Raw genomic sequence first — 26,938 nt, forward strand, 5'->3', positions numbered from 1 at the left:
TATAATTACCACTAGGTAACCTTATCGGATTGGCTGCACTTGATGTGTTAGCTGACTGAGTAATACGTCTTCCATCTGGCAACTCGATTGCCAAAAAAGTATCCGTATTAGTTGCCTTTGTCTGTCCCCCATCAAACGTTAAATATGGCGGAGTACCCTCAATTGCTCTTGATGTATGTGCCGTTAATGCCACAGAACCCTGTACATACGACAACAAGAGCAACAACGCGAAGAACAACGCCGATTTAAATAACAATGAAGGTTTAAATAATAACCTCGGTTTGAATAGTAATGACGGCCCTAATAACCACTTGGATATCGACGATAATTTTGCCGAACATGTGGCCGATGACCTGACCAAAGCGGTTTCCGAGAATGTCGTCGAAGGACCCGACGAAAACATCGCCTGAAAAGACCTCGATGACGGCGTCCATTTCGCTAAGCGAAATGACTTCGCTGATGAAAATAAGAACTGTGTCTGTTTTAGACTACGGTGAAATTGAAAAAGATTTTGAGCATAGGTTTGGCAGGCCAGATGCCAGATGCCAGATGCCATAAATGGTAACGCATTTCGATTATCCTGTCAAGTAATTTTTTGTTTTATTTACATTTTTTATAACTGACTGCTCGACTGACGAGCTTTCCCTTGCTTTTAAAGCGCTTAAATTATAACCGATTGATTAATAATGCGCTACTTTTTTTGTTAAAAATTTGTAAAGTTTTGTTAATTGTGGGCGGTTAAGCTTTTGGTGGCGTGTTTTGGGGAATGGTTTTGGTGGTGGTTTTTGGCTAAAAACCAACAAATAAAAAATTTAATAAAATCAATACCTTTCCTGACCGATTTTTGAGTGGTTAAATGGCTGTTATTAGGACACTTAATTCGTGGTTTTGTTGATTTGCTAGATTCAATATCTTGCCAAGATTGTGCATCAATTGATTTTGCTATTTTTAAACAGTATTTAAGATAATAAAAAAGAGGGACATCCCTCTTTTTTTATGAGCCGGCGCGATAATTAGGTGGCTCTTTGGTAATAAGAACGTCATGGACATGACTTTCTTTCATACCTGCGCCAGTAATACGGTAGAATGTCGACTTTGTTCGTAAGTCATTAATTGTTGCGCAACCAGTTAGCCCCATGCAAGATCTTAAGCCCCCCATTTGTTGGTGAATAATTTCTTTTAGTGGACCTTTATAGGCAATGCGCCCTTCTATGCCTTCTGGCACAAGTTTGTCGGCAGCGTTATCGGTCTGGAAATAGCGGTCAGAAGACCCTTTTGCCATTGCACCTAGTGATCCCATTCCACGGTATGATTTATAGGCTCTACCTTGGAATAACTCGATTTCACCTGGGGCTTCTTCGGTACCGGCAAACATTGAACCCACCATTACACAAGAAGCGCCTGCGGCGATTGCTTTAGCAATATCACCAGAAAAGCGAATTCCACCATCAGCAATAACTGGGATGTTGTGTTTTTGTGCCACTTCGACCGCATCCATAATAGCGCTAATTTGTGGTACACCAACCCCCGTGACAATACGGGTTGTACAAATAGATCCAGGCCCAATGCCAACTTTAACCGCGCTAACACCCGCATCTATTAAGGCTTTAGCGCCTTCGGCCGTTGCAATATTGCCACCAATAATTTGTAGATCAGGATAAGCCTTTCTTGCTTGGCGAATACGCTCTAGTACACCTTCTGAATGGCCGTGTGATGAATCAATTAATAATACATCCACCCCCGCTTCAACTAATGCGGCAATGCGCTCTTCATTTCCGGCTGCAGCACCAACAGCAGCACCTACACGTAGGCGGCCTTTTTCGTCCTTACAAGCATTAGGTTTTTGTTCCGCTTTGTTATAGTCCTTGACGGTGATCATGCCTTTTAGGTGGAATCGTGAATCAACCACAAGAACTTTTTCAACACGGTGTTCATGCATTTTTTTCAGTACGATTTCGCGTTGCTCACCTTCTTTTACAGTAACTAAACGTTCTTTTGGCGTCATAACAGCTGTAACGGGTAAAGATAAATCAGTTGCAAATCGGACATCACGTGCGGTAATAATTCCGACTAATTCTTGGCTTTCAGTTACAACAGGAAACCCTGCAAAACCATATTCTTTTGCCAATTCAATTACTTGCCGTATAGTTGAAGTAGGTAAGACAGATACCGGATCTTGCACAATACCACTTTCATGCTTCTTAACACGTCTTACGTGATTAGCTTGGTTTTCGATGGACATATTTTTGTGTATAAAACCAATTCCGCCTTCTTGCGCTAGCGCAATAGCAAGATCAGCTTCAGTAACTGTGTCCATTGCGGCAGATAGCATTGGAATGTTGAGCTTTATAGTTTGGGTTAGTTGAGTGCTAATATCGGCTGTGTTAGGTAATACCGTTGAGTGAGCTGGAACTAACAATACGTCGTCAAACGTGAGGGCTTCTTTAATTATGCGAGACATGACAATATTCACCATTGGGTTGGGTTGTTGATAAAATATTGCCGAAGCATTTTACTCACTTTTACTATAAAAAACCAGCGATATTTAGTGTTAGATGCGATTTATTATCAGCAAACTATTTACGATTAGCCATTAAAATGTAGTTAACATCAATATTTGGTCCTAATTGAAATTGGTTTTTTAATAAATGGTATTCCATTCCTATTACATCACCAACAATAAGTTCAGCTTGTTCAACAAGTGTCATTAATTCTGATGGGCGAATAAAACGATTAAAGTCGTGCGTACCTTTGGGCACTAGGCGAGCAATATATTCTGCCCCATAAATTAATAGTAATTTGGCTTTATGATTACGATTAATGGTCGATAAAAACAGTTTGCCTTCGGGTTTAAGTAATGTTGCACAAGCTTGAATAATCGAAAACGGATCTGGCACGTGTTCTAACAACTCCATACAGGTAATCACATCATAATGCCCAGGGTATTGTTGTGCATGATCTTCAACCGTTTGTTTTTGATAATTGATCGTAAGGCTATTTTGTTCGGCATGAATTTTGGCAACGCTAAGCGATTCATCTGCAAGATCAATGGCGGTCACATTTGCCCCTAATTTGGCTAAGCTTTCAGACAAAATCCCACCACCACATCCTACATCAAGTACGGTTTTGTTAGTTAACGATCCGCATTTTTGTTGTACATAATCCACTCGCAATGGGTTGATTATATGTAGTGGTTTGCATTTGCCATTTGGGTTCCACCAATCAGCAGCAAGTTGTGAAAATTTGTCAATTTCGTTTTGGTCTATATTTTGTGACATGATGGCTCTTTAATATCAATAAAATCTAATATCAACTATATGCTATGTGTTTGTGATTATCAATAAATGGCCCAAATTATTCTTCTTTGTAAGATAGCAACCCATTGCAATCATCTTAAAATTGAATATGATACCTGTCTATTTGACCTGCTAAATTTTCATACAGATTTAACTAATAACCTGAATAATATCTTGTTTATAGGTTTATTTCATGGCATGATCAAAGGTTTATTAACAAAAAAAACGCTATTCACAACGCTGAATTAAATTAATAAGACTAAAGGAAAAATATTAATGAGTACTGGTACTATGAAAAAAAACCACTCACAATGGAGCTCGCGCATGGGATTTATGCTTGCTGCGGCAGGTTCTGCTGTTGGGTTGGGTAATATTTGGAAATTTCCATATATGGCAGGTCAAATGGGCGGTTCTGCATTTGTACTTACCTATTTACTATTTATGTTTCTTATCGGCTTGCCGATTTTAGTTTTAGAATGGCTAATTGGCCGTCGCGGACAAAAAAACCCAATCCATACAATGGAAGATGTCGCTGTTTCAGAAGGCCGTTCAAAATCTTGGCGCTGGGTCGGTATTATTGGTGTAGTAGGTTCTTTTTTAATCCTATCATTTTATAGTGTTATTGGCGGTTGGGCGACCGATTATATTTTTATAGCAGCTAAAGGCTCATTTGATGGAGCAAGTGGTGCAGTTACTCAACAAATTTTTGATGATTTCCGTGGTAACGTAAGCCATTTATTAACTTGGCATACCATATTTATGGCCATCACTGCACTTATCGTTGCGTTAGGTGTTGGTGCTGGTTTAGAGCGTGCTTGTAAGCTGATGATGCCAGGATTAGGTATTTTATTATTAATTCTTGTTGGCTATGCGGCCTATGCTAGCGGTCCATCTTTTGGTGTTGCATGTGAATTTTTATTTTCACCTAATTGGTCAGCGTTAAATGGCACGGCTATTTTAGCGGCATTAGGTCATGCATTCTTTAGTTTATCGTTAGGTATGGGTATTATGATGGCATATGGTTCATACCTAGGACAAGACGTCAACTTATTGTCAACTGCGCGTACAGTTGTAATATTAGACGTTATTGTTGCCGTATTATCTGGTTTAGCTATTTTCCCTTTAGTTTTTGCTAACGGTTTACCTCCAGCAGTAGGCGAAGGCCTTATTTTCGTTACACTACCAATTGCATTTGGTAACATGGCTGGTGGTGCGATTTTAGGTATATTGTTCTTTATCTTCTTAACTTTTGCAGCATTAACGTCTTCTATTTCGTTACTTGAACCAACCGTTGAATTATTAGAAGAAAAAACTCCACTAGGCAGAAAAGCAGCAACCATTACAAGTAGTATTGTCATTTGGGCTTTAGGTATTGCTTGTTTGTTATCCTTTAACTTATGGTCCGATGTTAAACTCTTTGATAAACACATTTTTGATTTATTAGACTATTTAACAAGTAAAATCATGTTACCAGTGACTGGTTTAGGCACTGTGATATTTGGTGCTTGGATGATGAATCAAAAACGCATCCGCTCAGAGTTAAATTTAAGTTCTTTCTGGTTTGGTGTTTGGACTTTATTATCACGATTCGTAATTCCTGTTGCGGTGATTTTTATTCTTGTTTACGGGTTAATGTAATTGTAATTTAGTGTAACGTGTTTTTTTAGTTTAAAGCCTTGATTCATTCAAGGCTTTTTTTTGCCCTATTTTTGCGGCAGTTTTAGTTAAGTTTATTAACAAAAAATAACCAAACAATGTGTAAGAGATAAATTAATTTTCCTATTTCTATTGAAATCTTTTTTTTTATTCCCATATAGCAATACATCAATAAATCAAATCATTATGTTAATTTTATTCGATTAATACTAACTGACAATGTACTAAGTAGGCAGAGTAAAATAATAAAAGTTGTTATTGTCGTGAGAATTAATTGAAATAGCTAAATATAATAGAGGTACTAGTCAATGAGTAAGCAAGGCACTGAAACACGCGGATTTCAATCCGAAGTTAAACAAATTCTACATTTAATGATTCACTCTTTATATTCAAATAAAGAGATTTTTTTAAGAGAGCTTATTTCTAACGCATCTGATGCGGCCGATAAACTCCGCTTTAAAGCACTTGAAAATCCAGATCTATATGCGGGTGATGGTGAACTTGGTGTGCGTATTTCGACCAATAAAGAAGCCGGCACTTTAACGATTGCCGATAATGGTATTGGGATGACACGTGATGAAGTGATTGAAAACTTAGGTACGATTGCTAAATCGGGCACTAAAGCGTTTTTAGAATCGATTGGTAGTGATCAGGCTAAAGATAGTCAATTAATTGGTCAGTTTGGTGTAGGTTTTTATTCAGCATTTATTGTTGCCGATAAAGTCACTGTTAGAACACGCGCAGCCACTGCAAAAGCTGACGAAGCAGTTATGTGGGAGTCAGCCGGTGAAGGTGAATATACAATATCTGACGATAATAAAGAAACTCGTGGTACCGAAATCACTTTACACTTAAAAGAAGACGAAAAAGAGTTTTTAGACGATTGGTGTTTGCGTTCTATCATTAGCAAATATTCTGATCACATTTCACTTCCTGTTGAAGTGCAAACCACTGACGAAGAAAGCAAAGAAGTTAAATGGGAAAAAGTCAACAAAGCCCAAGCACTTTGGACACGTAGCAAATCAGAAGTCACTGATGAAGAATACAAAGAATTTTATAAACACCTGTCACACGATTTTGCTGACCCATTAAGCTGGAGCCATAATCGTGTAGAAGGTAAGCAAGAATATACTAGTCTACTTTATATCCCAGCAAAAGCACCTTGGGATATGTGGAATCGCGATAATAAACACGGTCTAAAACTGTATGTACAACGCGTGTTTATTATGGATGATGCAGAACAATTTATGCCAAACTATTTACGTTTTGTTAAAGGCTTAATTGATTCAAATGATCTACCATTAAATGTATCGCGCGAAATTTTGCAAGACAACAAAATCACCCAAAACTTGCGTAATGCGTGTACTAAACGTGTGTTACAAATGCTTGAAAAACTTGCCAAAGACGATAAAGAACAATATCAACAGTTCTGGAGTGAGTTTGGTTTAGTATTAAAAGAAGGTACTGGTGAAGACTTTGCCAACCGTGAAGCAATTGCTAAATTACTTCGTTTTGCGTCAACTCACACTGATAGCGATGCGCAAACTGTTGCGTTAGATGATTACATTAGCCGTATGCAAGAAAATCAAGAAAAGATCTACTATATTACCGCTGACAGTTATGGTGCTGCTAAAAATAGTCCTCATCTTGAGCTATTCCGTAAAAAAGGCATTGAAGTATTATTGTTGTCCGATCGTATTGATGAATGGATGATGAGCAATTTAACTGAATTTGATGGCAAACAGTTCCAATCTATTAGTAAATCAGACGAATCTATCGAAAAACTTGCCGATCAAGATAGTGAAGAGCAAAAACAAGTTGAAAAAGAACTTGAACCATTTATTGAACGAGTCAAAACTGCATTAGGCGATAAAGTAAAAGATGTTAAATTAACTCATCGGTTAACTGATACACCAGCAATTGTCACCACAGCCGCTGACGAAATGAGTACACAAATGGCTAAATTGTTTGCAGCAGCAGGTCAGAAAGCGCCAGAAATCAAATACACGTTTGAAATAAATCCAGATCATAAATTGGTTAAACGTATTGCCGATACGCAAGACGAAAGCGCATTTAACGATTGGGTTGAACTATTACTTGATCAAGCTTTACTTGCTGAAAAAGGCTCGCTTAGCGATCCAAGCAAATTTATTCAAACTATGAATAAATTATTAGCGCAATAATTCAGCTAAATAACAAAACATTACCCGATACGCTTAGTCGATCGGGTTTTTTTATAATATTAAGTATTTGTCAATAACTGATCTAGCAAAAATATGATACTTATCACACTTTTTTATATTTCTGCTTTCTATTTTTTGAGTGCGATTGATAATAGCTTATCTAAAAAGTTAGATTAAAGATAATGAAAGTTCATAAAATACTAAACAATAACGTTGTTGTAACAATCGATGAAAAAGGGAAAGAGCTTATTCTTACTGGCCGTGGCATCGGTTTTAAAAAACGCGAAGGCGATTTAATTGATTCAAATCTTATCGAAAAAAAGTTTTCACTAGAAAACAAAGACACAGCATTCAAATTTACCGAGTTACTGTCTCAGATCCCACTTGAGGTATTAACCACGTCTGAAGTTATTATTAATTATGCGAAACAATTTATTGAAGGTAAATTACAAGATAGTATCTATATTTCGTTAACCGATCATATTCATTCAGCTATTGAACGCCATAAGCATGGCTTTGATATTCCTAATGGTTTTTTATGGGAAATCAAAAAATTCTATCCCAAAGAGTTTAAAATTGGTTTATATGCTCTATCAATAATTAAAGAACGCCTAAACGTAGAACTGCCAGAAGACGAAGCAGGTTACATCACATTCCATATAATTAATGCACAACTTAATGGCACTATGCCTAATATTGTTAATATGACAAAAATCATGCGCGAAATACTCAATATCGTAAAATACCATTTTAACTTTGAATATGATGAAAACTGCCTATCTTACCAGCGCTTTGTCACTCATTTAAAATTTTTTGCACACCGCATACTAAATCAACAATCCCAACCACAACAAGATGCTTCTTTATATGAAATTATCCGCCAAAAATACAAAAAAGCCTATTTATGTACTAAACAAATTGATCTGCATTTGATACAACAATATCGGCATCCACTTTCGGATGATGAAAGTCTATATTTAACCATTCATATTGAACGACTGCGTACAGAACTTAAAAATTCATAATGTGAAGTAAATCACACTTTTGTGATCATTATTATAGAAGTCTTATCTGTTTTGTAAATTTGTGCTAATCTAAAAACACTAATTGGATTGTTACTGCAAAGTTAAAAAACGTTTACTTTGCAAGCAAAACCTAGACCCAAAGCTTGGGGTCTAGGTTTTTTTTTGTCAAAAATAAGGATAAGGTATGAAAAACAAAGAGCTTGCCGAATCAATAATTAATAATATAGGTGGTAAAGATAACATCATCAGCCTAGTGCACTGCGCAACTCGTTTACGATTCGTCCTAAAGGATGAAACAAAAGCTGATGCCGAAGTGCTAAAAAAACAAAAAGGTGTAATAACCGTTGTACAAAGTAGTGGGCAATTTCAAGTGGTAATTGGCAATAATGTTGCTGATGTTTATAGTGACATTATGCAGTTAACTCATCTCAACGAAACCGACAACAAAAAAACTCAATCAAATAAAAAATCGGGGTTATTGTCGAAACTAATCGATTTAGTATCAAATATTTTTATTCCTGTGTTAGTCGTCATGGTGGCAGGTGGTATTTTAAAAGGAGTATTTGCGCTATTACAAACAGTAGATATTGTCCAAAAAGACACACCAACTTTTAAGTTTCTAGATGCAATATCCGACGCTCCACTCTACTATTTACCGATGATTTTAGGATTTTCTGCCGTTAAAAAGTTTGGTGGTAACCCTTATATGGGGTTAGCTATTGGCGGTGCATTGCTTCACCCAAGTGTAAGCAACATGATACCGGCAGGCAAACTTTTGCTAAAAACTGAACTATTTGGCATTCCGATTGACTTAATTCCTTATGGCTCATCGGTATTCCCTGTTATTTTAGCTGCGTGGTTTTATTCGTTATTAGAACGAAATTTATATAAAATCATGCATGATTCATTCAAAAAATTCATTGCACCATTACTTGGCTTCATTATCACAGTGCCATTGACCTTTGCGCTTATTGGACCTGCTGTAACTTATGGTAGTGCTTGTATAGCTGCCGGTATTGAATATTTGTATGCACTTAACCCAATTATTGCATCGATGATTTTAGCACCACTTTGGCAAGTATTGGTGATTTTTGGTATTCACTGGGGTCTTGTTCCGCTTTGTTTAAACAATATAGCAGCTGTTCATCAAGATTTTCTATTACCAATATTATTTCCAGCAGTATTTGCACAAGTTGGTGCAGTATTTGCTGTAATGCTAAGAGCAAAAGATCCAGAATTTAAAGCGCTAGCAAGCTCTTCGGTATTATCTGGTATTTTTGGTGTCACTGAGCCGGCTATTTACGGTGTTAATTTACCACTTAAAAGACCATTTATTATCGGTTGCTTATCGGCAATTATTGGTGGTGCAATTGTTGGTTATTACCATACTGTGATTTATTCCTTTAGCTTTATTAATGTCTTTTCATTTTTACAATTAATTTCACCTGAACACGGCATTGATGAAAAATTTTACGCAGTTGTATTTGGTTGTCTTATTTCATTTATCGTTGCCTTAATCGCTACTTATCTGTTTGGCATTTCGCAAGATAAAATTAGCATGATATCAAAAAATGATACTCAAAAAGACGAAGCAAATAACCAAGACAACACCAACAAAACCAATACCGATAGCGTCACTATTTTCAGCCCAATGTCAGGCAAAGTTATCCCACTAAGCCAAGTTAACGATCCTACTTTTGCCAATGAATTGATGGGTAAAGGCATTGCCATCATCCCAACTGTTGGTCAAGCCGTAGCACCTGATGACGGTGAAGTAGTATCACTATTTAGAACAAAACACGCGATTGGTTTCCAAACCAATTCCGGTGCCGAAATATTAATTCATATTGGTATTGATACCGTAAAATTAGACGGGCAACACTTTCAAGCGCATATCGAAGCAGGAAGTAAAGTGAAAAAAGGCGATCTATTAGTTAGTTTTGATATCGACGCAATTAAACAAGCAGGATTTGAAGTAACCACACCGATAATTATAACTAATACTGATAATTATCAAGATATAGAGTGTATTTTTAAACAAGATATTACCAAAAATGGTGATGCATTATTATCGCTATCAGCAAATAAGGAGTAAAACATGTCAACACAATTTCCTAGTGATTTTTTATGGGGTGGTGCTATTGCCGCCAATCAAGTTGAAGGCGCATATCGCAAGGCAGGTAAAGGATTATCAACATCAGACTGCACACCTAATGGACTGTTTGGCGATATTATTGATCGAAACAAACACGATATTAGCAGTATAAAAGACAACGCGATTGATTTTTATCACCGTTATCCAGAAGACATCGCTCTATTTGCTGAAATGGGTTTTACCTGTCTGCGTACATCTATTGCTTGGACGCGAATTTTTCCCAATGGCGACGAACAGCAACCAAACGAAGATGGTTTAGCGTTTTATGATAAGTTATTTGACGAAATGGCAAAACATAATATCACGCCACTTGTCACCCTATCACATTACGAAATGCCCTATAACCTTGTAACAGAATACGGTGGCTGGGGTAATCGCCAAGTGATTGAGTTTTTTACTCGTTATGCCAAAGTCGTCTTTGAACGTTACAAAAATAAAGTCAAATATTGGTTAACATTTAACGAAATCAACATGTCATTACACGAACCATTTACAGGTGTAGGATTAGATAGAAACAGCACAAAACAACAAATCTACCAAGCTATTCACCACCAGCTTGTTGCCAGCAGCCGAGCCGTTAAATTATGTCATGACATCATCCCTGATGCTAAAATCGGTAATATGCTACTAGGTGCTGTTGCCTACCCATTAACACCAAAACCAGAAGATGTTTGGGCTACACATCAAGAAAACCACGGTTGGTTGTTCTTTGGTGATATTCAAGTTAGAGGTTATTACCCAACCTATATGAATCGATTCTTTAAAGAACATAACATCAAGCTCGATATTACTGAACAAGACAAACAAGATCTAAAAGAAACCGTCGATTTTGTTTCGTTCAGTTATTACATGAGCTGCTGTGCAACCGCTGACGAGTCGCAAAAGACCAAAGGTAATATCTTAGATATGGTACCAAACCCTTACCTTAAAGCCTCAGAATGGGGATGGCAAATCGATCCTGTTGGTATTCGCTATCTACTTAACTTACTTTATGAACGTTATCAAAAACCATTATTTATTGTCGAAAACGGCCTCGGTGCGAAAGATACTCTCGAAGCTGATGGTACTATCCATGATGATTACCGTATCAATTATATGAATGATCACTTAGTACAAATCCGAGAAGCCATTAACGACGGCGTTGAAGTCATGGGCTACACCAGTTGGGGACCAATCGATCTTATCAGTGCCTCAAAAGCAGAGGTAACTAAACGTTACGGCTTTATTTATGTTGACCTAAACCAAGATGGTTCTGGCACATTAAAACGCTATAAAAAACAGAGTTTTTACTGGTATCAATCAGTAATTTCATCTAGGGGTGAGAATTTAAAATAGTCAGATAATTTAAGGGGAATGATGATAACTAATTCCCCTATTATCCTAAAATAAAATTTGCAAAATGAGTGTGCCCTACTAATCGTTAGCCTCTCAAGGAATATAGCATGAAGAAAAAAACAATAAAAACGTTACTAACCAGTACGTTAATTATTATTACAGCTCTACTAACCAGTTGTGCTCAGCACTCACCTAAGGAAAAAGATAACAATACTGATGGTGATATAACAATCTACTTTGCTCGCCATGGTAAAACCTTATTTAATACCTATGATTTAGTACAAGGTTGGGCTGATTCGCCGCTTACAGAACAAGGCATTGAACTTGCACACTATCTTGGCGAAGGATTAAAAGATATCCAGTTTGATGCTTATTATACAAGTGATGCAGGACGACAACGCGAAACCATGCAAGAGCTTCTTAAACAAAAAGGTGTTAAGGATTATAACATTCGCGAACTTAAAGGATTACGTGAAGTATTTTTTGGCGGTTTTGAAGGTGGACCAAATAAAAAAATGGTTCGTGATAGCATGAAACTAGCAGGATATAACTCTGTCGATGCGTTTTATAAAAATTACCAAATTGGCAACCTAACTATAGATGTAATGATAAATTCAATTGCCAAAACAGATCCTAAACACCAAGCTGAAAGTTACCAACAAGTGAAGGCAAGAACACAAGATGCGTTAAAAACCATCATCCAAAATGCACAACATAATCATGAAAAAACCATTCTTGCTATTTCATCTGGAATGTCAATGCAGGCGATGATTTATGATCTTACTGACAACAAAGATAAAAATAAACCGCTATCAAATGCAACAGTTGTCAAAATTACCTATAAAAATGGTCAATATAACGTGAGCGAAATTGGCAACATGGCATATGTCAATAAAGGCAAAGCTACATTAAACAAATAAAAATATAATCCATACATAATGGAATTCACTAGATAAAAAATTAATTTTAATTTTTTATTTAAACATAAGTTAGGAAATACAATAATGAAAGTAAAATATCTCACACTTGCATTGCTGAGTCTGTCAACTTGTTCGGCTCTAGCGGCTGAAGTGAATAATGATTCAGCCTTATATAATACTTTTTTCACAGATTCTAAATTTGATTTTTCTACACGTAATCATTGGAAATATTTAAAAGAAAATGCATCCCAACCCAAAGAAGTACACAGTGCTTGGGGGCAAGTATTTATTTTTGATTATAAGTCTGGCTATCTATTTGATACTATTGGATTTGATATTACCTATGATAACGTAATAAAATTGGGAGCCAGTGATTACTTTGCATCCCGTAACTTACTTTATAATGATGGTAAAGGCTATAACAAACACAACGCTCAAGGTTTTAATAAATTTACCCAACGTTATGCAAAAATTAAACTAGGAAACGACGACTTTAATTTAAAGGGTAAAGCGGGCTGGCATAGTTTGAAAGACTTTGGAATAATAAGTTCATCTAAACATCTTACTCGTCATAGCTATCTTGGTTATAGTGGTACACTAAAATATGATAACATCTACTTTTCATTAGCATATATCGATAGTACCCTCCCTCGAGAATCTGCTAAAAAATTACATTTTTTAACAGCCGACCGTAAAAAAGTCATTGATAATATTTCAACTGCTGAAATCGCTTATAAAGATAAAGATCTAACTTTGGATTATTCTTATGGTGTTGCGAAAGATTACCTAAGGCGCCACGTAGTTGAGTTATCCTATAAACCAATGCAAAAATTGATTTTAGGCGGACAATTCTATGGAAGCTATGCACTTGACAATTATGACGCCATGAAACAAAACAAAAAAGAGTTTGAAGATCATGCATGGCATTATGCAACTGATGTCGAATGGAAAGAAGATGACTGGAGCGTCAAAATTGGCTTAGCTTACACTGATGCTAACAAACACAATGCGATTGGATATTATAACCGACATTTAGGTAAAAACACCCGGGGTCGCTTTAATGGGTTAGCTGCGGCAGGTGCTGACTATATGCGCGATGGAGAACTAGTCTTGACCAGTGTGTTAACTTACGACTTTGTCAAAGATAACAGCACTGGATTATATATGAACTATGGTGAATTTAATTACAAACATGACACACTAAAAAATGGCGAAATAAATATTTTCGACATATGGAAACCAACCAGTGGTGCATTTAAAAACCTATCTATTTTATCTAAAGTAGGTTATGGATGGTCTTACAAAACCACTAGCGGGTCAGATATTACACCAAAACTCGATAAACATGGCAAAGCCCAACGCTCACCAACACTTTCTGCAGAAACTGTTATTGATTACCGATTTAACTTGTTATAAATAAGGACAAAACATGAAAAAATTTATTATATTAATCAGCTCATTAATCATTGCTATTTCAACTATATCACAAGCTTTTGCTGATGATGTTTACCTTTACGTCACTCGGCATGGCAAAACCATGTTCAATAACGTACATCGTGCTCAAGGTTGGTCAGATACACCACTAATAAAACCCGGTGTTGAAGTTGCCGAGCAACTTGGCCGTGGTTTAAAAGATGTCAAATTTATTGCTACTTATTCAAGCGACTTGGGACGTGCACGTCAAACAGCTCGTGTGGTTTTAGAATCTAAAGGCGATACAACCATTAATATCAACGAAATGGAAGGTCTACGCGAAACCTGTTTTGGTGAATTCGAAGGCGATCTTGATCCAAACATGTGGACCCCTGCTGCACAGCATTTAGGTTATGCAACGGATAAAGATTTAATGGCGGATTTCGCAAAAGGAAACATCACCCTTAAAAAAATGATGGATGCCATTGCCGCTGTCGAAAAATCTGGTGAAGCAGAAGATTACAATAAAGTAAAAACACGTATGCAAGCCTCGTTAAAAGCCATTGCCGAATCAGCTAAAGCACAAGGTGGTGGTAACGTTTTAGTGGTATCTCACGGTATGGCTATCATGGCTATGGCTGAAGAATGGTTAGATAAACCAGTGACAGAGGGACTTGGTAACGCAAGTGTCACTAAAATTCGTTATACTGATGATGGAAAATTTATTGTCGAAAGCTTAGGCGATATGAGCTACATTGAAAAAGGCAAAAATAAAGCTAAATAACCATAAAAAATATGGCTCATTGATGAGCCATATTCCCTCTTAATTTACTATTCAAACAATATTGATAAATAAATTAGTAGTAATTATCATCATAAACAAGCATAATTTAACATCGTTTTTATCGAATAGAGTTAAAAGACAAGATGTTTTATTTATGCAACTATTCATCCCCAATGGGATTAATTACTCTAGCCAGCCAACAAAATAAGTTAGTTGGAGCTTGGATTGAAGGCGAAAAATATTTTGGTCATACAATTAACACTCAAACAGAAGAAAAACCTAATTTAGCTATTTTTAACTCGACCAAAAAATGGCTTGATGATTATTTTTCAGGAAAGAAACCGAATCTATCTCAACTTAAACTTGCACCAAATGGCTCCCCTTTTCGACAGCTAGTATGGGAAATTTTATGTAATATCCCGTATGGCAAAGTCACAACTTACGGCGATATTGCAAAACAAATTGCCCTTAAAACAAACAAAACAAGCATGGCTAGCCAAGCAGTAGGCGGCGCGGTTGGGCATAATCCAATATCCATTATCATCCCTTGCCATCGCGTCATTGGCGCAAACGGTAATTTAACGGGTTATGCAGGGGGGATAGATAAAAAAATTCAATTGCTACAACACGAAGGGGTCGATACCACACTATTTTTTGTGCCTAAACATGGTCATTTAAACACAATCTAAAAAAACGAAATCTTTTTAATTTGTTTATTTTAGGTGATTGGTTATTTGTACATCATATTTACTTTCATCTATAATATTTACCCAACTTGGTATAATGGGCGTTCGACAGTAATAATTAGCTGAAGACTGTATATCTTTATTTCTAATTTTTTGAAATTCTGGCGTTTGAGGATCATCAAAGAGCTCAGGATCCCGACGACGATTCATTTTGAAAAACAAGAACTCTTCATACCAACTGTTATGTAACCACGGTTTTGAATAACCTAAAGTGGCATAAATACGGTTACAAATAAAAGTTGACCGCCCACCAAAAACGAAGAAGAAAAAGAACACAAAAGCAACAAAACCAATACAGCTTGTTGTGGTAATGTCGATCACTTCTAAAGAATCCCTCTCATGATTGAATAATATGCTAATGAAAATCAAAACATCGGTACATAATATTATCGATCCAACACCAAACATACAATACTTCAGCAATTGCAACGTCGAAAGACCAACTCCTTTAGGAAAAAATAAAGCATGATATTTAGGAAAGCGGACGGCATAAGCTTGATATTTATTCTTATCAATTTGTTTGACGACCATTTCGACGTAATCACCATTTTTAAAAGCGACATTTTCTAGCTTACCTTTAACTTTGACATTACCGATATAACAAACAAACGGCGTACCTTTTAATAGCTTGGTTTGTAGTAACCCAAAAGTAAATAAACTAAGGACAAATTCATAAACAAACTTACATATAGCTGCGGTTATTAGAATAAATCCCGCCATCATTTCGATAAATAGCCCCCAAATTGACTCAATAAAATCACAGTCTTCAGTTTTTTTATTTTGATCCTTTTCTTTATCTACTCTCAATATTTTTAAACGTCTTACTTGACCTTTTAATAAACTATACTTCCCCATTACCTTTTTTACTCCATTTAAATAGGCTTTGCTTTTTTTAAGCTAAAGCCCAAACCATCCATAGTTAAATAGCGTGATAAATATCGGCATTATAAGTGTTAACAAAAAACCTTGAGCAATAGCAGCAGGTACAATAGCTATCCCACCACCTTTTTGTAGCATGGGTAGTGTAAAATCCATTGATGTTGCACCACATAGCCCTAATGTTGTTAATTGATGGCGCTTAATCAACGTTGGAATTAAAATAATCGCACACAATTCTCGTAACATATCATTTAAAAACGTGGCACTTCCAATAATTGGGCCATGAGCCTCAGTCATTAAAATTCCTGATAATGAATACCATCCAAAGCCAGATGACATGGCAAGACCAACGCGAACAGGCAAGTTTAAAATAAACGAGGCAACAATCCCGCCCAATAAAACGCTCATCACAACCAATATGGATGTGGTCATCCCAACTTTATTGAGTAAAATTTGTTTAATCGAAATATTATTACTGCGTAATTGAATTCCGACTAGAAATAATAAAAACACCAGTACAATTTGAGTTACACTTTCAGCATATTGCCAAATAAATAATGGCAATAACCCACAAATAAACCCAATAATTAATGCAATACAGACACGTAATGATTCAAAGATCATCTTAAAATGTGACGTATAAGTTTGATTTACATTATCAGTTTTGGAAGTAGAAAAAAAATCAAACATCATTAAAACAACAAAATTCCCGCCAAACGTACAAATAAAAAGAACAATTGCATAATATAAAATAATTTGCAAATTAGTGGTCAAATTATCTAAATGAGCAAGTTCAGCACCCATAATGAACAAAATAAGGTAGATCATCCAACTCAAAGTTAGATTAATTTTGGACATCCATCTGTTGTTTTTAATTTTAATTAAATAACCTAAACCCAACGGTACTAGCGCAATAAGAAGACCAAAATACATATTTTATTCCTTAACTATTCCTTGCTTTTATTGTTAAACTAGAGAGTCAAATATACGTTTTAATCTATTACCACTAATCATTATGTTAATGATGCTAACGTTTGCTCAATATTAAGTTGAAGCTCATCCAATAAAGCATAACGATTACGGTATTCTGAACGTTTTTTACTGGCAATTTCTTCAATTGATTTTCGATTAATTTGGTTTGGCAGTATAAATAAGCCATTAGCATCTTGTTTTCCATCAAGGGTTAACCAAAAATCGTCATAATCAGACAAAATGCGTTCTTGACGGCTATTATAGCGCCAATTGTTATAGATATGAGTTTTGTTACCCACAGCAACAATTTGCGTTAATTGATAGTAACGGGCAATAGTTAATGCAGCTTCAACTGCAACGCGTTTAGGGAATAACCCATAGCAGGCTTTAGTCGCTTTTTGTACACGAGCACGTGCGTCATCGTGTCCTGTGCCTTGTAATCCAGCAATAAAGAGCGTTGGCTTGCTTTGATATTCAACAATTGAAAACGTTAATGTAGCTAAATCAATCCCATCGCTATCATAAAAATAAAGGCTCACTTCGCCTTCTCTGGCAAATTTGTTACGAGCTTGAATGGCAATTTGGATATTTGTTTCATTTTTAACAGTAACATTCGCCAATACAAAAGGTGATTGCGGATTATAAAAAGCTTTAGTTACGCTATCGGGTTGTTTTGCTAAAAAATCATAATGATAGGCCAATGCATCATAACGTGCTTTTTGGCTCAAACAAGATGCCAAATACGGTCGCTGTAATTTACATGGTAAATTAGTTTGGCACGAAAAATAATAGCCAAGCAATGGATACTGTCTTAATTTATCAAGCCATTTGAAAGTAATTGGGCTTAAGAACAAGGTTCTTAAAAAAAACTTATAACGATAGGTCGGGTTAAGCCATAATTCGTTTAGCGATAATTTACCGGTATAGAGCCAGTTAAAGAGTTGCCATTTACTTTTTGGCTGAGACATATTCGTAATATTATTCATAAGTAGAACTTTAAATCGAGTTAGTTATTTTAACAATTATAGGGCGACTAAATTAATCAATACGGATTAGTTATTAATAAGTCATAAAAAAATCAAACGATAAGAGTACAACACAACTTTAGTTGGTGCAACTATTCCTACATTAAGTAGGTCTAAATTATATGAAAATAAAAAACGGTGAACTGGTCACCGTTTTTTTAAGTGATAATTTAGTTTATAAAAACTAATTATTGACCTTTAACTTCTTTTAAACCATTGAATGATGCTTTTGAACCTAAAGCTTCTTCAATACGGATTAATTGGTTATATTTAGCAACACGGTCAGAACGGCTCATTGAACCAGTTTTAATTTGACCAGCAGCTAAACCAACTGCTAAATCAGCGATTGTTGAATCTTCTGTTTCACCACTACGGTGAGAAATAACAGCAGTATAACCCGCCTCTTTCGCCATTTTAACCGCTGCAATAGACTCAGTTAATGTACCGATTTGGTTAACTTTAACTAAGATAGAGTTAGCGATACCTTTTTCAATACCTTGTTTGAAGATTTTAGTATTAGTTACAAATAAATCATCGCCCACTAATTGAATTTTGTGACCTAATGCTTTAGTTTGGTATGCCCAACCTTCCCAATCGCTTTCATCTAAACCATCTTCGATTGATACGATTGGATATTGTTCTGTTAAACCTTCTAAATAATGAGTAAATTCTTGCGCAGTGAACTCTTTATTACCTTCACCTTTTAATACATATTTACCGGTTTCTTTGTTATAGAATTCAGAAGCTGCACAGTCCATCGCTAAAGTAATGTCTTTACCTAATACATAACCTGCTTTTTCTACTGCTTCTTTAATGCAAGCTAACGCTTCAGCATTTGAATCTAAGTTAGGCGCAAAACCACCTTCATCACCAACAGCAGTGTTCATGCCTTTAGCATGTAATACTTTAGCTAAGTTGTGGAACACTTCAGAACCCATGCGAATTGCTTCACGTACTGTTTTAGCACCAACTGGTTGAATCATAAATTCTTGTAAGTCAATATTGTTATCCGCGTGCTCACCACCGTTGATGATGTTCATCATTGGTAATGGCATTGAGTATTGACCCGGAGTGCCATTAAGGTCTGCAATGTGTTGATAAAGTGGAACACCTTTAGCAGCTGCAGCAGCTTTAGCGGTTGCTAAAGATACAGCAAGAATTGAGTTAGCACCTAAATTAGATTTGAAATCAGTACCATCTAAGTCAAGCATGATTTGGTCGATAGCAGCTTGATCTAATGCATCTTTACCAACAACTGCTTTAGCGATTGGTCCATTTACGTTTTCAACTGCTTTTAATACGCCTTTACCTAAAAAGCGAGATTTGTCACCATCACGAAGTTCTAACGCTTCACGTGAACCCGTTGATGCACCTGATGGAACAATTGCAAGGCCAACAAAACCACCTTCTAAATGAACTTCGGCTTCAACAGTTGGATTACCACGAGAGTCGATGACTTCACGACCATGTACTTTAACGATTTTTGCCATGTTATTTTCCTCTATATGACAGATATATTAAAAATATTAATTCAAAACTATTTTTGTTGCTGCTCTTGATAAGCTTTGGCAGCTTTAATAAAACTACTAAACAGTGGGTGTCCATCACGTGGTGTAGAGGTGAATTCCGGATGGAACTGACACGCAACAAACCATGGATGATCTGGAACTTCAATGATCTCAACCAGCTTTCTATCCGTTGAAAGACCAGTCACTTTTAACCCAGCTTTAACCACTTCAGGTAATAAATTATTATTCACTTCATAACGATGACGATGACGCTCAGTAATCGACTCATTTTTATACATATCGTATACTAATGAATTAGGCTCCAAATGGCAAATTTGCGAACCTAAACGCATTGTGCCACCTAAATCACTATTTTCATTACGTTGTACTACATTGCCAGATTCATCGCTCCACTCTGTGATTAAAGCAATAATTGGGCTTGCACAATCTTTAACAAATTCGGTTGAGTTAGCATCTTTAATACCTGCAACATTACGTGCATATTCGATCATAGCCACTTGTAAACCAAGGCAAATACCTAAATATGGGATTTTGTTTTCACGCGCATAACGAGCTGCCATAATTTTACCTTCAACACCACGATAACCAAATCCACCAGGAATTAAGATCGCATCCAAGCCTTGAAGTAATTCTACACCACGCGATTCAAGATCTTCTGAATCAATATAACGAATATGCACCGTTAAACGATTTTTTAATCCCCCGTGTTTTAACGCTTCATTCACTGATTTATAAGCATCGGGTAAAGCGATATATTTACCCACCATACCAATGGTTACTTCACCCACTGGGTTGGCTTCTTCATAAATCACTTGTTCCCATTGCGATAAATCAGCTTCTTTACATTCAAGATTAAATCGTTTGCAAACGAAGGTATCTAAGTTTTGCGATTTTAATAACGCAGGTATTTTGTAAATAGAATCAACATCTTTAAGCGAAATAACAGCACGCTCAGGCACATTACAAAATAGTGCAATCTTAGCCCGTTCATGGGCAGGAATAATGCGATCAGAACGGCAGATTAACACATCCGGTTGAATACCAATTGACAGTAATTCTTTTACTGAATGCTGTGTTGGTTTGGTTTTAACTTCACCAGCAGATGCTAGATAAGGTACTAACGTTAAGTGCATAAATAACGTGTGTTCACGACCCACATCCACGGCTAATTGACGGATGGCTTCTAAAAATGGTAGAGATTCAATATCACCTACTGTACCACCAATTTCAACAATGGCAACATCAAAACCTTTTGCCCCATCAATCACGCGTGATTTAATTGCATTAGTGATATGTGGTATAACTTGAACCGTTGCCCCTAAATAATCGCCACGGCGCTCTTTGCGTAACACATCAGAATAAATACGACCTGTAGTGAAATTATTTTTTCGCGTCATTTTAGTGCGAATAAAACGTTCATAATGACCCAAATCAAGATCGGTTTCAGCACCATCTTCAGTCACAAACACTTCACCATGTTGAATAGGACTCATTGTGCCCGGATCGACATTAATGTAGGGATCAAGCTTGAGCATGGTGACTTTTAAATTGCGGGCTTCTAAAATTGCAGCGAGAGATGCTGCGGCAATGCCTTTACCAAGAGAAGAAACGACACCGCCTGTAACAAAAATATAATTCGTGACCATTAATATTAGACCATTATTAATTTATTAGAACAATATTGCATCGATTTTTAGACATCAAAACCAATACAACATACAAGAATCAGACGGGAATGCAGTATAACAGAATCCGCCTTACCTCACAATTGAATAATGAGTTTTAATTGATGTTTTCATTGTATGGATTTGTAAAATTTTGTCTGTTTTATTTGTTAATAGCTCAACATAAGGTGTTTAGATTAATAGGTAAAATAGCCACATTGCATAGGCTATTTATAGCCGTAATATTATATTGCATAGTGGCGCGTTTTTATCTATTCATTGTTGAATATACAATATTCAACAATGTCCTAATCTGGAATATTATCCTTGCATTTAATAAATTCTTTAAGCTTTTCCATACTTTTGATTTCTAGTTTTCCTTCGTTTTTTTCAACGATATCTAATTTAACTAACTCACTTACAGCTCGACGATAAACACGATCTGTGGTACCAAAACGTTCAGCTTCTAGGTAGTTTTTTTGGAAACTACTTACTGGATTTATATTTAAATGATGCTGATAAAGATCGAACGCAATATTATAACAAATTGAATATAAAGTTCTCTTTAAGAAAATATCTAAGGTATCTTGATAATCAAAAGCAATTGCACTAGCAAAAAACAGTGCTAATTTAGGGTGTTCAATCAACGATTGATATAATTTATCGGCGCTAACAATTGACAATGTTAACGCTTCCTCAGCAATGATATCAAATTGGCATAGATATCCTGTAAAGAATTCCATTTCACCAAGAACGTGTTCATCACAATCAAGCGTACCAAGATGAAAACGACGTCCATTAGCGGCTTCGTAACGGATAGAAATCGTTCCATTATAAATTAGAACTAAATCATTAACTTTACACCCCTGACGGAACAAAATCGATTTTTCATCGACAATTTTAGTTTCAACAACACATTGTTTAATAACGGATTCAATCAGATTATTGTTATTTTGCCAATATGTACTAAAACGACCTTTATTTAAAGACTTTAGCTGCATATAATTTTAGCCACCACCGTATAACTTATCGTTTTTATTCAAAATTTTTTAAATATAACATTATTTTAATTAAAATTTATAACTAAGACTAAAATAATGACCGATACCGCTGGTTTTCCCTGCTCCAGATTTATTTTTAATCAATGACATATTACGGAAATACTTTAATCCATAACCTAGTGCCATATGATCAGTATGCCAATAAAATCCATTATACCATTCAATAGCATTATTACTATAAAGTGAGTTATTGGTTATTTTATTGGCGCCAAATTGATAATCAAAATAGCCTTGATAATTGATTGTACTTTGATTAGTAAATTGATAAATGGGTTTTGACCAACTTGTTGAATACATATAACCATCCCACTTACCTTCATTAGGTTCATTATAGTTTTCACGAACATAGCGCGCATAAACGTTCATACCCATCATACCAAACCACGGCACATCCACATCGGCGCCTATTCCTAAATATTGTTCAAACAACTCTCGATCACCAATATTATTTACACTAGCAATATACAGCTCTTTAACAGCTCCGAACGAAAAATCTGATTGGAATAGACCATCAAGTGAAATTCTTGGTGAAATTTTGGCAAAGAAATTATCACCACCATATCGATCATCATGTTTACGATCAAAAATATCGAAGATATCAACATAGCCATATAGATCCAAAACACCATACCGAGCACCAAACTCCGTCTCAAGATACGTATCATTTTTTATATCATATGGTATTTTAGCATCAACACTTTGCATCAAATTTAACTGCAACCAACCATAATCATTTTTATGTAAGTTACCATCTTTATAATCAGCAGCATTAACGTTAGCAACACCAAACCAAATCAAAAGCATGCTTAATGTTAATTTTGATAATTTATAATAATTCCTCATGATATTTCCCTTCACTTCAGGTTATTTTTCCGTTTCAACAACTGAGAAATAACCAACATTACAATAATAACCGCATAAAAAACTGGAATTGCATTCATAATAATTTGCGTACCAAAATATTCTTGGAATAAAGAACTAATTGCAGGACTAAACATTGCCCCAGCACTACCGCTAACAAGAATAAAAGACACATTTTTACTTGATGCATTTTTAACAAATGTAACCCCATAGGCAACAAAAGAGTTATATAATGCAGAACAAACAAATCCATAGCCATAAGTGAAATAACTAATGTGATTAAGATCTTGAGTATTAACAATCGCAATTGTTATAACAAAGGCTAACAAAATGATTGTTATAAAAAAATGATGAATTTTAACTCGTGAAACAATAGCGGTTGAAACTAACGCCCCAATTAATGCAGCAGCCCAATATTGCGTAATGATATTTCCGGCCTCTTCAAAGCTAATCGTAAATTTTTGACTAACAAAAAGTGGTGCCCAAGTTAGAAAAGTGTATAAAGCCAACATAGCCAAAAACAACCCTATGCCAGCCGATAAAATGCCAAAATTCCATTCTGATTTTTGATTATTATTTTGTTTTTCAATTTCTTTAGAAGCTATCATCAAATCAAAATTGGTAACTAAAATAATCACTAGCGTCAATACCGCAATAAGACCCACAGTTAAATAGCTACTCGCCCATGATAAAGAATGGGTTAAAGCATAAGTGGTAATAAGCGGAAAGATAACACCAGCAATATTAAACGTTGCATCTTGCACAACCAACATAGTACTTTGAACTCTATTTTGCCAAATAGAAACGACTATTGTTCCAGCAATACATAGCCCAACACCACCACACAAACCGATTAATGACATACAAATATCTAACACTATCAATGAATTAGTGAAATACAACATCAATGTAGATACAACAATAAGTGTGTAACTTAATAAAGTGATGCGTTTGATACCAATAATATCAATCAAGAAAAAAGCTAAAATAGTACCAACTAACGCCCCACCATTAAGTAAAGAAAAGATAAAAGCAATCGTACTGACATCAGCATGAAAACATTGTGCAATCGGTTCGATTAACATACCAAATTGGCTGGCAAAACCCGCCATAATAAAATTAGCCAAAAAACTAATTAGGGTGAGTAACAGCTTATGTTTCATAACATTATCCTAAAAATGATTTAGCATGGTAATTTAAGGTTTAATAGCAACTTGTAAGGCTAGCTTAATCATATTGTTAAATGTCAGCTGTCTTTCTTCTGCAGAGGTTTCCTCGCCAGTTAGGCAATGATCAGAAACAGTTAAAATAGCTAAAGACTCAATATTGAATTGTTGAGCAATACCATATAAACCGGCCACCTCCATATCGATACCTAGAACGCCTGATTTTTCTAAAGTACTAATTAACGATTCATCAGGATCATAATAAAGATCACCACTAAAGACATTACCAGCCTTAACGGGGATATTCATAACTTTGGCAGTTTCATAAGCACTATGTAATAAAGAAAAAGTAGCAGAAGTAGCAATGTTATAACCATTTGCTCTTTTTTGATTAGTCATTGAATCAGTCCCAGCGGCAACGGCTAAAATCACATCACGCATTTTTACGTTGTGCTGCGTTGCACCTAAACTACCGATACGAATAATACGCTTTACATTAAAATCATTGATTAATTCATGGGCATAAAGCGTAATTGACGGAATCCCCATACCGTGTCCCATAACAGAAACAGGAATACCGTTATATGTTCCGGTATAACCTAACATGTTACGTACATTACAAACTTGCTTTGCATCTGTTAAATAAGTTTCGGAAATAAATTTTGCTCGCAAAGGATCACCAGGCATAATAACGGTTTGAGCAAAATCATTTTTCTTTGCATTAATATGTGCTGTCATAATATTTCTTAACTGTTTGAAAAAATGACCTTAAGTATAGTAATGTTTTTTCTCTTTCAGCTAGGACATAAGTCCTAACTCTATGTTCTATGCCACATTTTTACAAAATTGCTTGATGGTTAACGTGTCGTTAGATGAATTAAATTGGGGGTGGTGGTTTTGGCTAAAAAACCACCAAACAAAAACTTTAATAAAATCAATATCTTTTCTGACCAATTTTTGGGCGGAAAATTAGTTTTTTTTGTTTTGGTGAATAGGATGGATTGAGTGCAGTGGTTTCGGACGTTTTGGCCTTTGGTGAACAAAATAGCTACAGTGACCACGTCCGAGCTAAGGGAATTAAAGCGAATTCCCTTAGAAATCCCACGCTTTGGCTACAGAATGTGGCCTGCGGCACTACTCGTATCATCCTGATACTCGCCTCTTCGAGGCCATCTTCGATTTGCTCAGATGTTCAAATTTGTTCCAGACAAATTTGTCCGACGCCGACGCTCGGTCTTAACGCACCGTTTGTGGACGCGCTCCCGGCGCACCACAAACTCGCCAAACGTCCTGTTTGGCGTGCTAACCTCACTCTGTTGTCGGCACATTCTGACGCCGGAATAAGACAAATAACATAGCCATCGTTTTGGGATGGGGTGTTGTGTTTTTGTCAGGCGGTTTTTGTTAAAAAAACAGCCAGAAAAACTTTAATAAAATCAATACTTTTTTTGACCACTTTTTGTGAGTAAATAAGGTGTTTTTTTGTGAAATAAAAATGTTTAAATTAATGCCCTTTTTTAATTTTGTTTTTGTTTTAGATTTAGCCTTAGCTTAAATCCTCATCATTCACCTGCGCCATAAACCAATGTTGCCAACCAGTGGTCTGCTTTTGGATGTTGTCGATGGATTGGTTGAATGAAGCAAAAGCACCGTGTGATATCATTTTCATTTTCCAACCTACACACAATAGCCCCTTGATAACATCTAACGAGGCGCGAATATGTTGTAACTGTTTAATGGCGGATTGGCATTCTTTGATGTTATCTCGGTCAACTATATTAGATAATACTGCAGAGCGAATTGCCTCAGTTAGCTCGGTCAATATCGCTTCGCCAGTGGTAAATTTAAAGGACTTTGGTAAGTGGCAATGCGTTTGCCAATAGCATTGGTATAATGTCACTAAATCATTAAATATTTTAGGCTGAACAAAAGTTGATTGAGTAAGGTTAGGTAATTTATTGTGCATAATAGTCCTACAAAACAGAAAACCGTTTACATCTATTAACTCCAATTCACTCATAGCAGAGCACACTGTAATAAGGCCTCGGTGCAAACAGCATAGTTGCTATTGGAAATGCTGTTGCGGTTAACGTTGCCGTTGTTCGAGTTGACATTGAAGCCATTGCTACCTGTTGCGTCGCTCGTCCAGTAGTTGTTGTTGACGAAGCCCGCATCAGCGTAGTTGTTCATGTTGCTCGTTTTTGCACCTTAATCTTAATACTACCAGCTTACTGCGTTGCCGCATTCGCCCTTAAATAACGTAAAAAG

22 protein-coding genes are annotated in these 26,938 nt (G+C 36.0%); 9 read left to right on the forward strand and 13 right to left on the reverse strand.

The features are described from left to right. From ACYH9I_RS10610 to ubiG, 3 genes are all read right to left on the reverse strand, one after another. Positions 1 to 556 (reverse strand): hypothetical protein (locus ACYH9I_RS10610; protein ID WP_483560693.1); only part of this gene is annotated, 556 nt, incomplete at its 3' end. Positions 557 to 994: 438 nt separating this feature from the next. Next, complete coding sequence (guaB, locus tag ACYH9I_RS10615) at positions 995 to 2,461, reverse strand: IMP dehydrogenase (RefSeq protein ID WP_483560694.1); 1,467 nt, start codon at positions 2,459 to 2,461, stop codon at positions 995 to 997. A gap of 115 nt (positions 2,462 to 2,576) precedes the next feature. Beyond that, positions 2,577 to 3,278 carry a bifunctional 2-polyprenyl-6-hydroxyphenol methylase/3-demethylubiquinol 3-O-methyltransferase UbiG gene (gene ubiG, locus ACYH9I_RS10620; protein ID WP_483560695.1) on the reverse strand — a complete coding sequence of 234 codons (702 nt, stop codon included), beginning with the start codon at positions 3,276 to 3,278 and terminating at the stop codon, positions 2,577 to 2,579. A gap of 294 nt (positions 3,279 to 3,572) precedes the next feature. Here ubiG and ACYH9I_RS10625 point away from each other — a divergent pair, with 294 nt between their 5' ends. The 9 genes from ACYH9I_RS10625 to ACYH9I_RS10665 all read left to right on the forward strand — a co-directional run bounded on the left by ACYH9I_RS10625 (position 3,573) and on the right by ACYH9I_RS10665 (position 15,456). Further along, complete coding sequence (locus ACYH9I_RS10625; RefSeq protein ID WP_483560696.1) at positions 3,573 to 4,934, forward strand: sodium-dependent transporter; 1,362 nt, start codon at positions 3,573 to 3,575, stop codon at positions 4,932 to 4,934. A gap of 326 nt (positions 4,935 to 5,260) precedes the next feature. Then, positions 5,261 to 7,135 carry a molecular chaperone HtpG gene (gene htpG / locus ACYH9I_RS10630; RefSeq protein ID WP_483560697.1) on the forward strand — a complete coding sequence of 625 codons (1,875 nt, stop codon included), beginning with the start codon at positions 5,261 to 5,263 and terminating at the stop codon, positions 7,133 to 7,135. A gap of 182 nt (positions 7,136 to 7,317) precedes the next feature. After that, positions 7,318 to 8,160, forward strand: coding sequence for a BglG family transcription antiterminator LicT (gene licT, locus ACYH9I_RS10635; RefSeq protein WP_483560698.1), 843 nt, complete (start codon positions 7,318 to 7,320; stop codon positions 8,158 to 8,160). Between the two features lie 184 nt (positions 8,161 to 8,344). Next, positions 8,345 to 10,255, forward strand: a complete 1,911-nt coding sequence (locus ACYH9I_RS10640; RefSeq protein ID WP_483560699.1) for a beta-glucoside-specific PTS transporter subunit IIABC — start codon at positions 8,345 to 8,347, stop codon at positions 10,253 to 10,255. A gap of 3 nt (positions 10,256 to 10,258) precedes the next feature. After that, a complete protein-coding gene (locus tag ACYH9I_RS10645; protein WP_483560700.1) occupies positions 10,259 to 11,650 on the forward strand; it encodes a glycoside hydrolase family 1 protein in 1,392 nt (463 codons plus the stop codon). A 107-nt stretch (positions 11,651 to 11,757) separates the two neighbouring features. Beyond that, positions 11,758 to 12,570 (forward strand): histidine phosphatase family protein, encoded by an 813-nt coding sequence (locus ACYH9I_RS10650; RefSeq protein WP_483560701.1) that lies wholly within the window; start codon positions 11,758 to 11,760, stop codon positions 12,568 to 12,570. Between the two features lie 84 nt (positions 12,571 to 12,654). Continuing rightward, positions 12,655 to 13,986 carry an OprD family outer membrane porin gene (locus ACYH9I_RS10655; protein WP_483560702.1) on the forward strand — a complete coding sequence of 444 codons (1,332 nt, stop codon included), beginning with the start codon at positions 12,655 to 12,657 and terminating at the stop codon, positions 13,984 to 13,986. Between the two features lie 13 nt (positions 13,987 to 13,999). Further along, complete coding sequence (locus ACYH9I_RS10660; RefSeq protein WP_160402456.1) at positions 14,000 to 14,767, forward strand: histidine phosphatase family protein; 768 nt, start codon at positions 14,000 to 14,002, stop codon at positions 14,765 to 14,767. Between the two features lie 143 nt (positions 14,768 to 14,910). Then, on the forward strand, positions 14,911 to 15,456 hold the full coding sequence (locus tag ACYH9I_RS10665) for a methylated-DNA--[protein]-cysteine S-methyltransferase (protein ID WP_483560703.1): 546 nt from the start codon (positions 14,911 to 14,913) through the stop codon (positions 15,454 to 15,456). 24 nt (positions 15,457 to 15,480) lie between these two features. Here ACYH9I_RS10665 and ACYH9I_RS10670 read toward each other — a convergent pair whose 3' ends face one another. The 10 genes from ACYH9I_RS10670 to ACYH9I_RS10715 form a co-directional block, all read right to left on the reverse strand. Continuing rightward, entirely contained in the window at positions 15,481 to 16,368 is an 888-nt protein-coding gene (locus tag ACYH9I_RS10670) for a hypothetical protein (protein ID WP_483560704.1), read from the reverse strand. Positions 16,369 to 16,410: 42 nt separating this feature from the next. Further along, positions 16,411 to 17,325, reverse strand: a complete 915-nt coding sequence (locus ACYH9I_RS10675) for a LysO family transporter (RefSeq protein ID WP_483560705.1) — start codon at positions 17,323 to 17,325, stop codon at positions 16,411 to 16,413. 80 nt (positions 17,326 to 17,405) lie between these two features. After that, a complete protein-coding gene (locus ACYH9I_RS10680; protein WP_483560706.1) occupies positions 17,406 to 18,350 on the reverse strand; it encodes a VirK/YbjX family protein in 945 nt (314 codons plus the stop codon). A gap of 227 nt (positions 18,351 to 18,577) precedes the next feature. Further along, positions 18,578 to 19,879, reverse strand: a complete 1,302-nt coding sequence (gene eno, locus ACYH9I_RS10685; protein ID WP_160402451.1) for a phosphopyruvate hydratase — start codon at positions 19,877 to 19,879, stop codon at positions 18,578 to 18,580. A 47-nt stretch (positions 19,880 to 19,926) separates the two neighbouring features. Continuing rightward, positions 19,927 to 21,564: a glutamine hydrolyzing CTP synthase gene (pyrG, locus tag ACYH9I_RS10690; protein ID WP_160402450.1), complete on the reverse strand. Its 1,638-nt coding sequence runs from the start codon at positions 21,562 to 21,564 to the stop codon at positions 19,927 to 19,929. A gap of 326 nt (positions 21,565 to 21,890) precedes the next feature. After that, the gene (locus tag ACYH9I_RS10695) at positions 21,891 to 22,583 is read right to left on the reverse strand and encodes a Crp/Fnr family transcriptional regulator (RefSeq protein WP_483560707.1); all 693 of its coding nucleotides are present in this window, start codon (positions 22,581 to 22,583) and stop codon (positions 21,891 to 21,893) included. A gap of 69 nt (positions 22,584 to 22,652) precedes the next feature. Beyond that, entirely contained in the window at positions 22,653 to 23,447 is a 795-nt protein-coding gene (locus ACYH9I_RS10700; protein ID WP_370516526.1) for a nucleoside-specific channel-forming Tsx family protein, read from the reverse strand. A 50-nt stretch (positions 23,448 to 23,497) separates the two neighbouring features. Beyond that, entirely contained in the window at positions 23,498 to 24,667 is a 1,170-nt protein-coding gene (gene tsgA / locus ACYH9I_RS10705; RefSeq protein ID WP_483560708.1) for an MFS transporter TsgA, read from the reverse strand. A gap of 33 nt (positions 24,668 to 24,700) precedes the next feature. Further along, the gene (gene deoD, locus ACYH9I_RS10710) at positions 24,701 to 25,408 is read right to left on the reverse strand and encodes a purine-nucleoside phosphorylase (RefSeq protein ID WP_160402446.1); all 708 of its coding nucleotides are present in this window, start codon (positions 25,406 to 25,408) and stop codon (positions 24,701 to 24,703) included. 808 nt (positions 25,409 to 26,216) lie between these two features. Further along, entirely contained in the window at positions 26,217 to 26,636 is a 420-nt protein-coding gene (locus ACYH9I_RS10715) for a four helix bundle protein (protein ID WP_483560709.1), read from the reverse strand. Positions 26,637 to 26,938 lie beyond the last annotated feature (302 nt).

The sequence above is a fragment of the Gilliamella sp. X-23 genome, assembly GCF_057063545.1.

Excerpts from the sequence above, each read along its gene's own strand:
- guaB (WP_483560694.1), bottom strand. The coding sequence starts at position 2,461 with ATGTCTCGCATAATTAAAGAAGCCCTCACGTTTGACGACGTATTGTTA.
- ubiG (WP_483560695.1), bottom strand. The coding sequence starts at position 3,278 with ATGTCACAAAATATAGACCAAAACGAAATTGACAAATTTTCACAACTT.
- ACYH9I_RS10625 (WP_483560696.1), top strand. The coding sequence starts at position 3,573 with ATGAGTACTGGTACTATGAAAAAAAACCACTCACAATGGAGCTCGCGC.
- htpG (WP_483560697.1), top strand. The coding sequence starts at position 5,261 with ATGAGTAAGCAAGGCACTGAAACACGCGGATTTCAATCCGAAGTTAAA.
- licT (WP_483560698.1), top strand. The coding sequence starts at position 7,318 with ATGAAAGTTCATAAAATACTAAACAATAACGTTGTTGTAACAATCGAT.
- ACYH9I_RS10640 (WP_483560699.1), top strand. The coding sequence starts at position 8,345 with ATGAAAAACAAAGAGCTTGCCGAATCAATAATTAATAATATAGGTGGT.
- ACYH9I_RS10645 (WP_483560700.1), top strand. The coding sequence starts at position 10,259 with ATGTCAACACAATTTCCTAGTGATTTTTTATGGGGTGGTGCTATTGCC.
- ACYH9I_RS10650 (WP_483560701.1), top strand. The coding sequence starts at position 11,758 with ATGAAGAAAAAAACAATAAAAACGTTACTAACCAGTACGTTAATTATT.
- ACYH9I_RS10655 (WP_483560702.1), top strand. The coding sequence starts at position 12,655 with ATGAAAGTAAAATATCTCACACTTGCATTGCTGAGTCTGTCAACTTGT.
- ACYH9I_RS10660 (WP_160402456.1), top strand. The coding sequence starts at position 14,000 with ATGAAAAAATTTATTATATTAATCAGCTCATTAATCATTGCTATTTCA.
- ACYH9I_RS10665 (WP_483560703.1), top strand. The coding sequence starts at position 14,911 with ATGTTTTATTTATGCAACTATTCATCCCCAATGGGATTAATTACTCTA.
- ACYH9I_RS10670 (WP_483560704.1), bottom strand. The coding sequence starts at position 16,368 with ATGGGGAAGTATAGTTTATTAAAAGGTCAAGTAAGACGTTTAAAAATA.
- ACYH9I_RS10675 (WP_483560705.1), bottom strand. The coding sequence starts at position 17,325 with ATGTATTTTGGTCTTCTTATTGCGCTAGTACCGTTGGGTTTAGGTTAT.
- ACYH9I_RS10680 (WP_483560706.1), bottom strand. The coding sequence starts at position 18,350 with ATGAATAATATTACGAATATGTCTCAGCCAAAAAGTAAATGGCAACTC.
- eno (WP_160402451.1), bottom strand. The coding sequence starts at position 19,879 with ATGGCAAAAATCGTTAAAGTACATGGTCGTGAAGTCATCGACTCTCGT.
- pyrG (WP_160402450.1), bottom strand. The coding sequence starts at position 21,564 with ATGGTCACGAATTATATTTTTGTTACAGGCGGTGTCGTTTCTTCTCTT.
- ACYH9I_RS10695 (WP_483560707.1), bottom strand. The coding sequence starts at position 22,583 with ATGCAGCTAAAGTCTTTAAATAAAGGTCGTTTTAGTACATATTGGCAA.
- ACYH9I_RS10700 (WP_370516526.1), bottom strand. The coding sequence starts at position 23,447 with ATGCTTTTGATTTGGTTTGGTGTTGCTAACGTTAATGCTGCTGATTAT.
- tsgA (WP_483560708.1), bottom strand. The coding sequence starts at position 24,667 with ATGAAACATAAGCTGTTACTCACCCTAATTAGTTTTTTGGCTAATTTT.
- deoD (WP_160402446.1), bottom strand. The coding sequence starts at position 25,408 with ATGACAGCACATATTAATGCAAAGAAAAATGATTTTGCTCAAACCGTT.
- ACYH9I_RS10715 (WP_483560709.1), bottom strand. The coding sequence starts at position 26,636 with ATGCACAATAAATTACCTAACCTTACTCAATCAACTTTTGTTCAGCCT.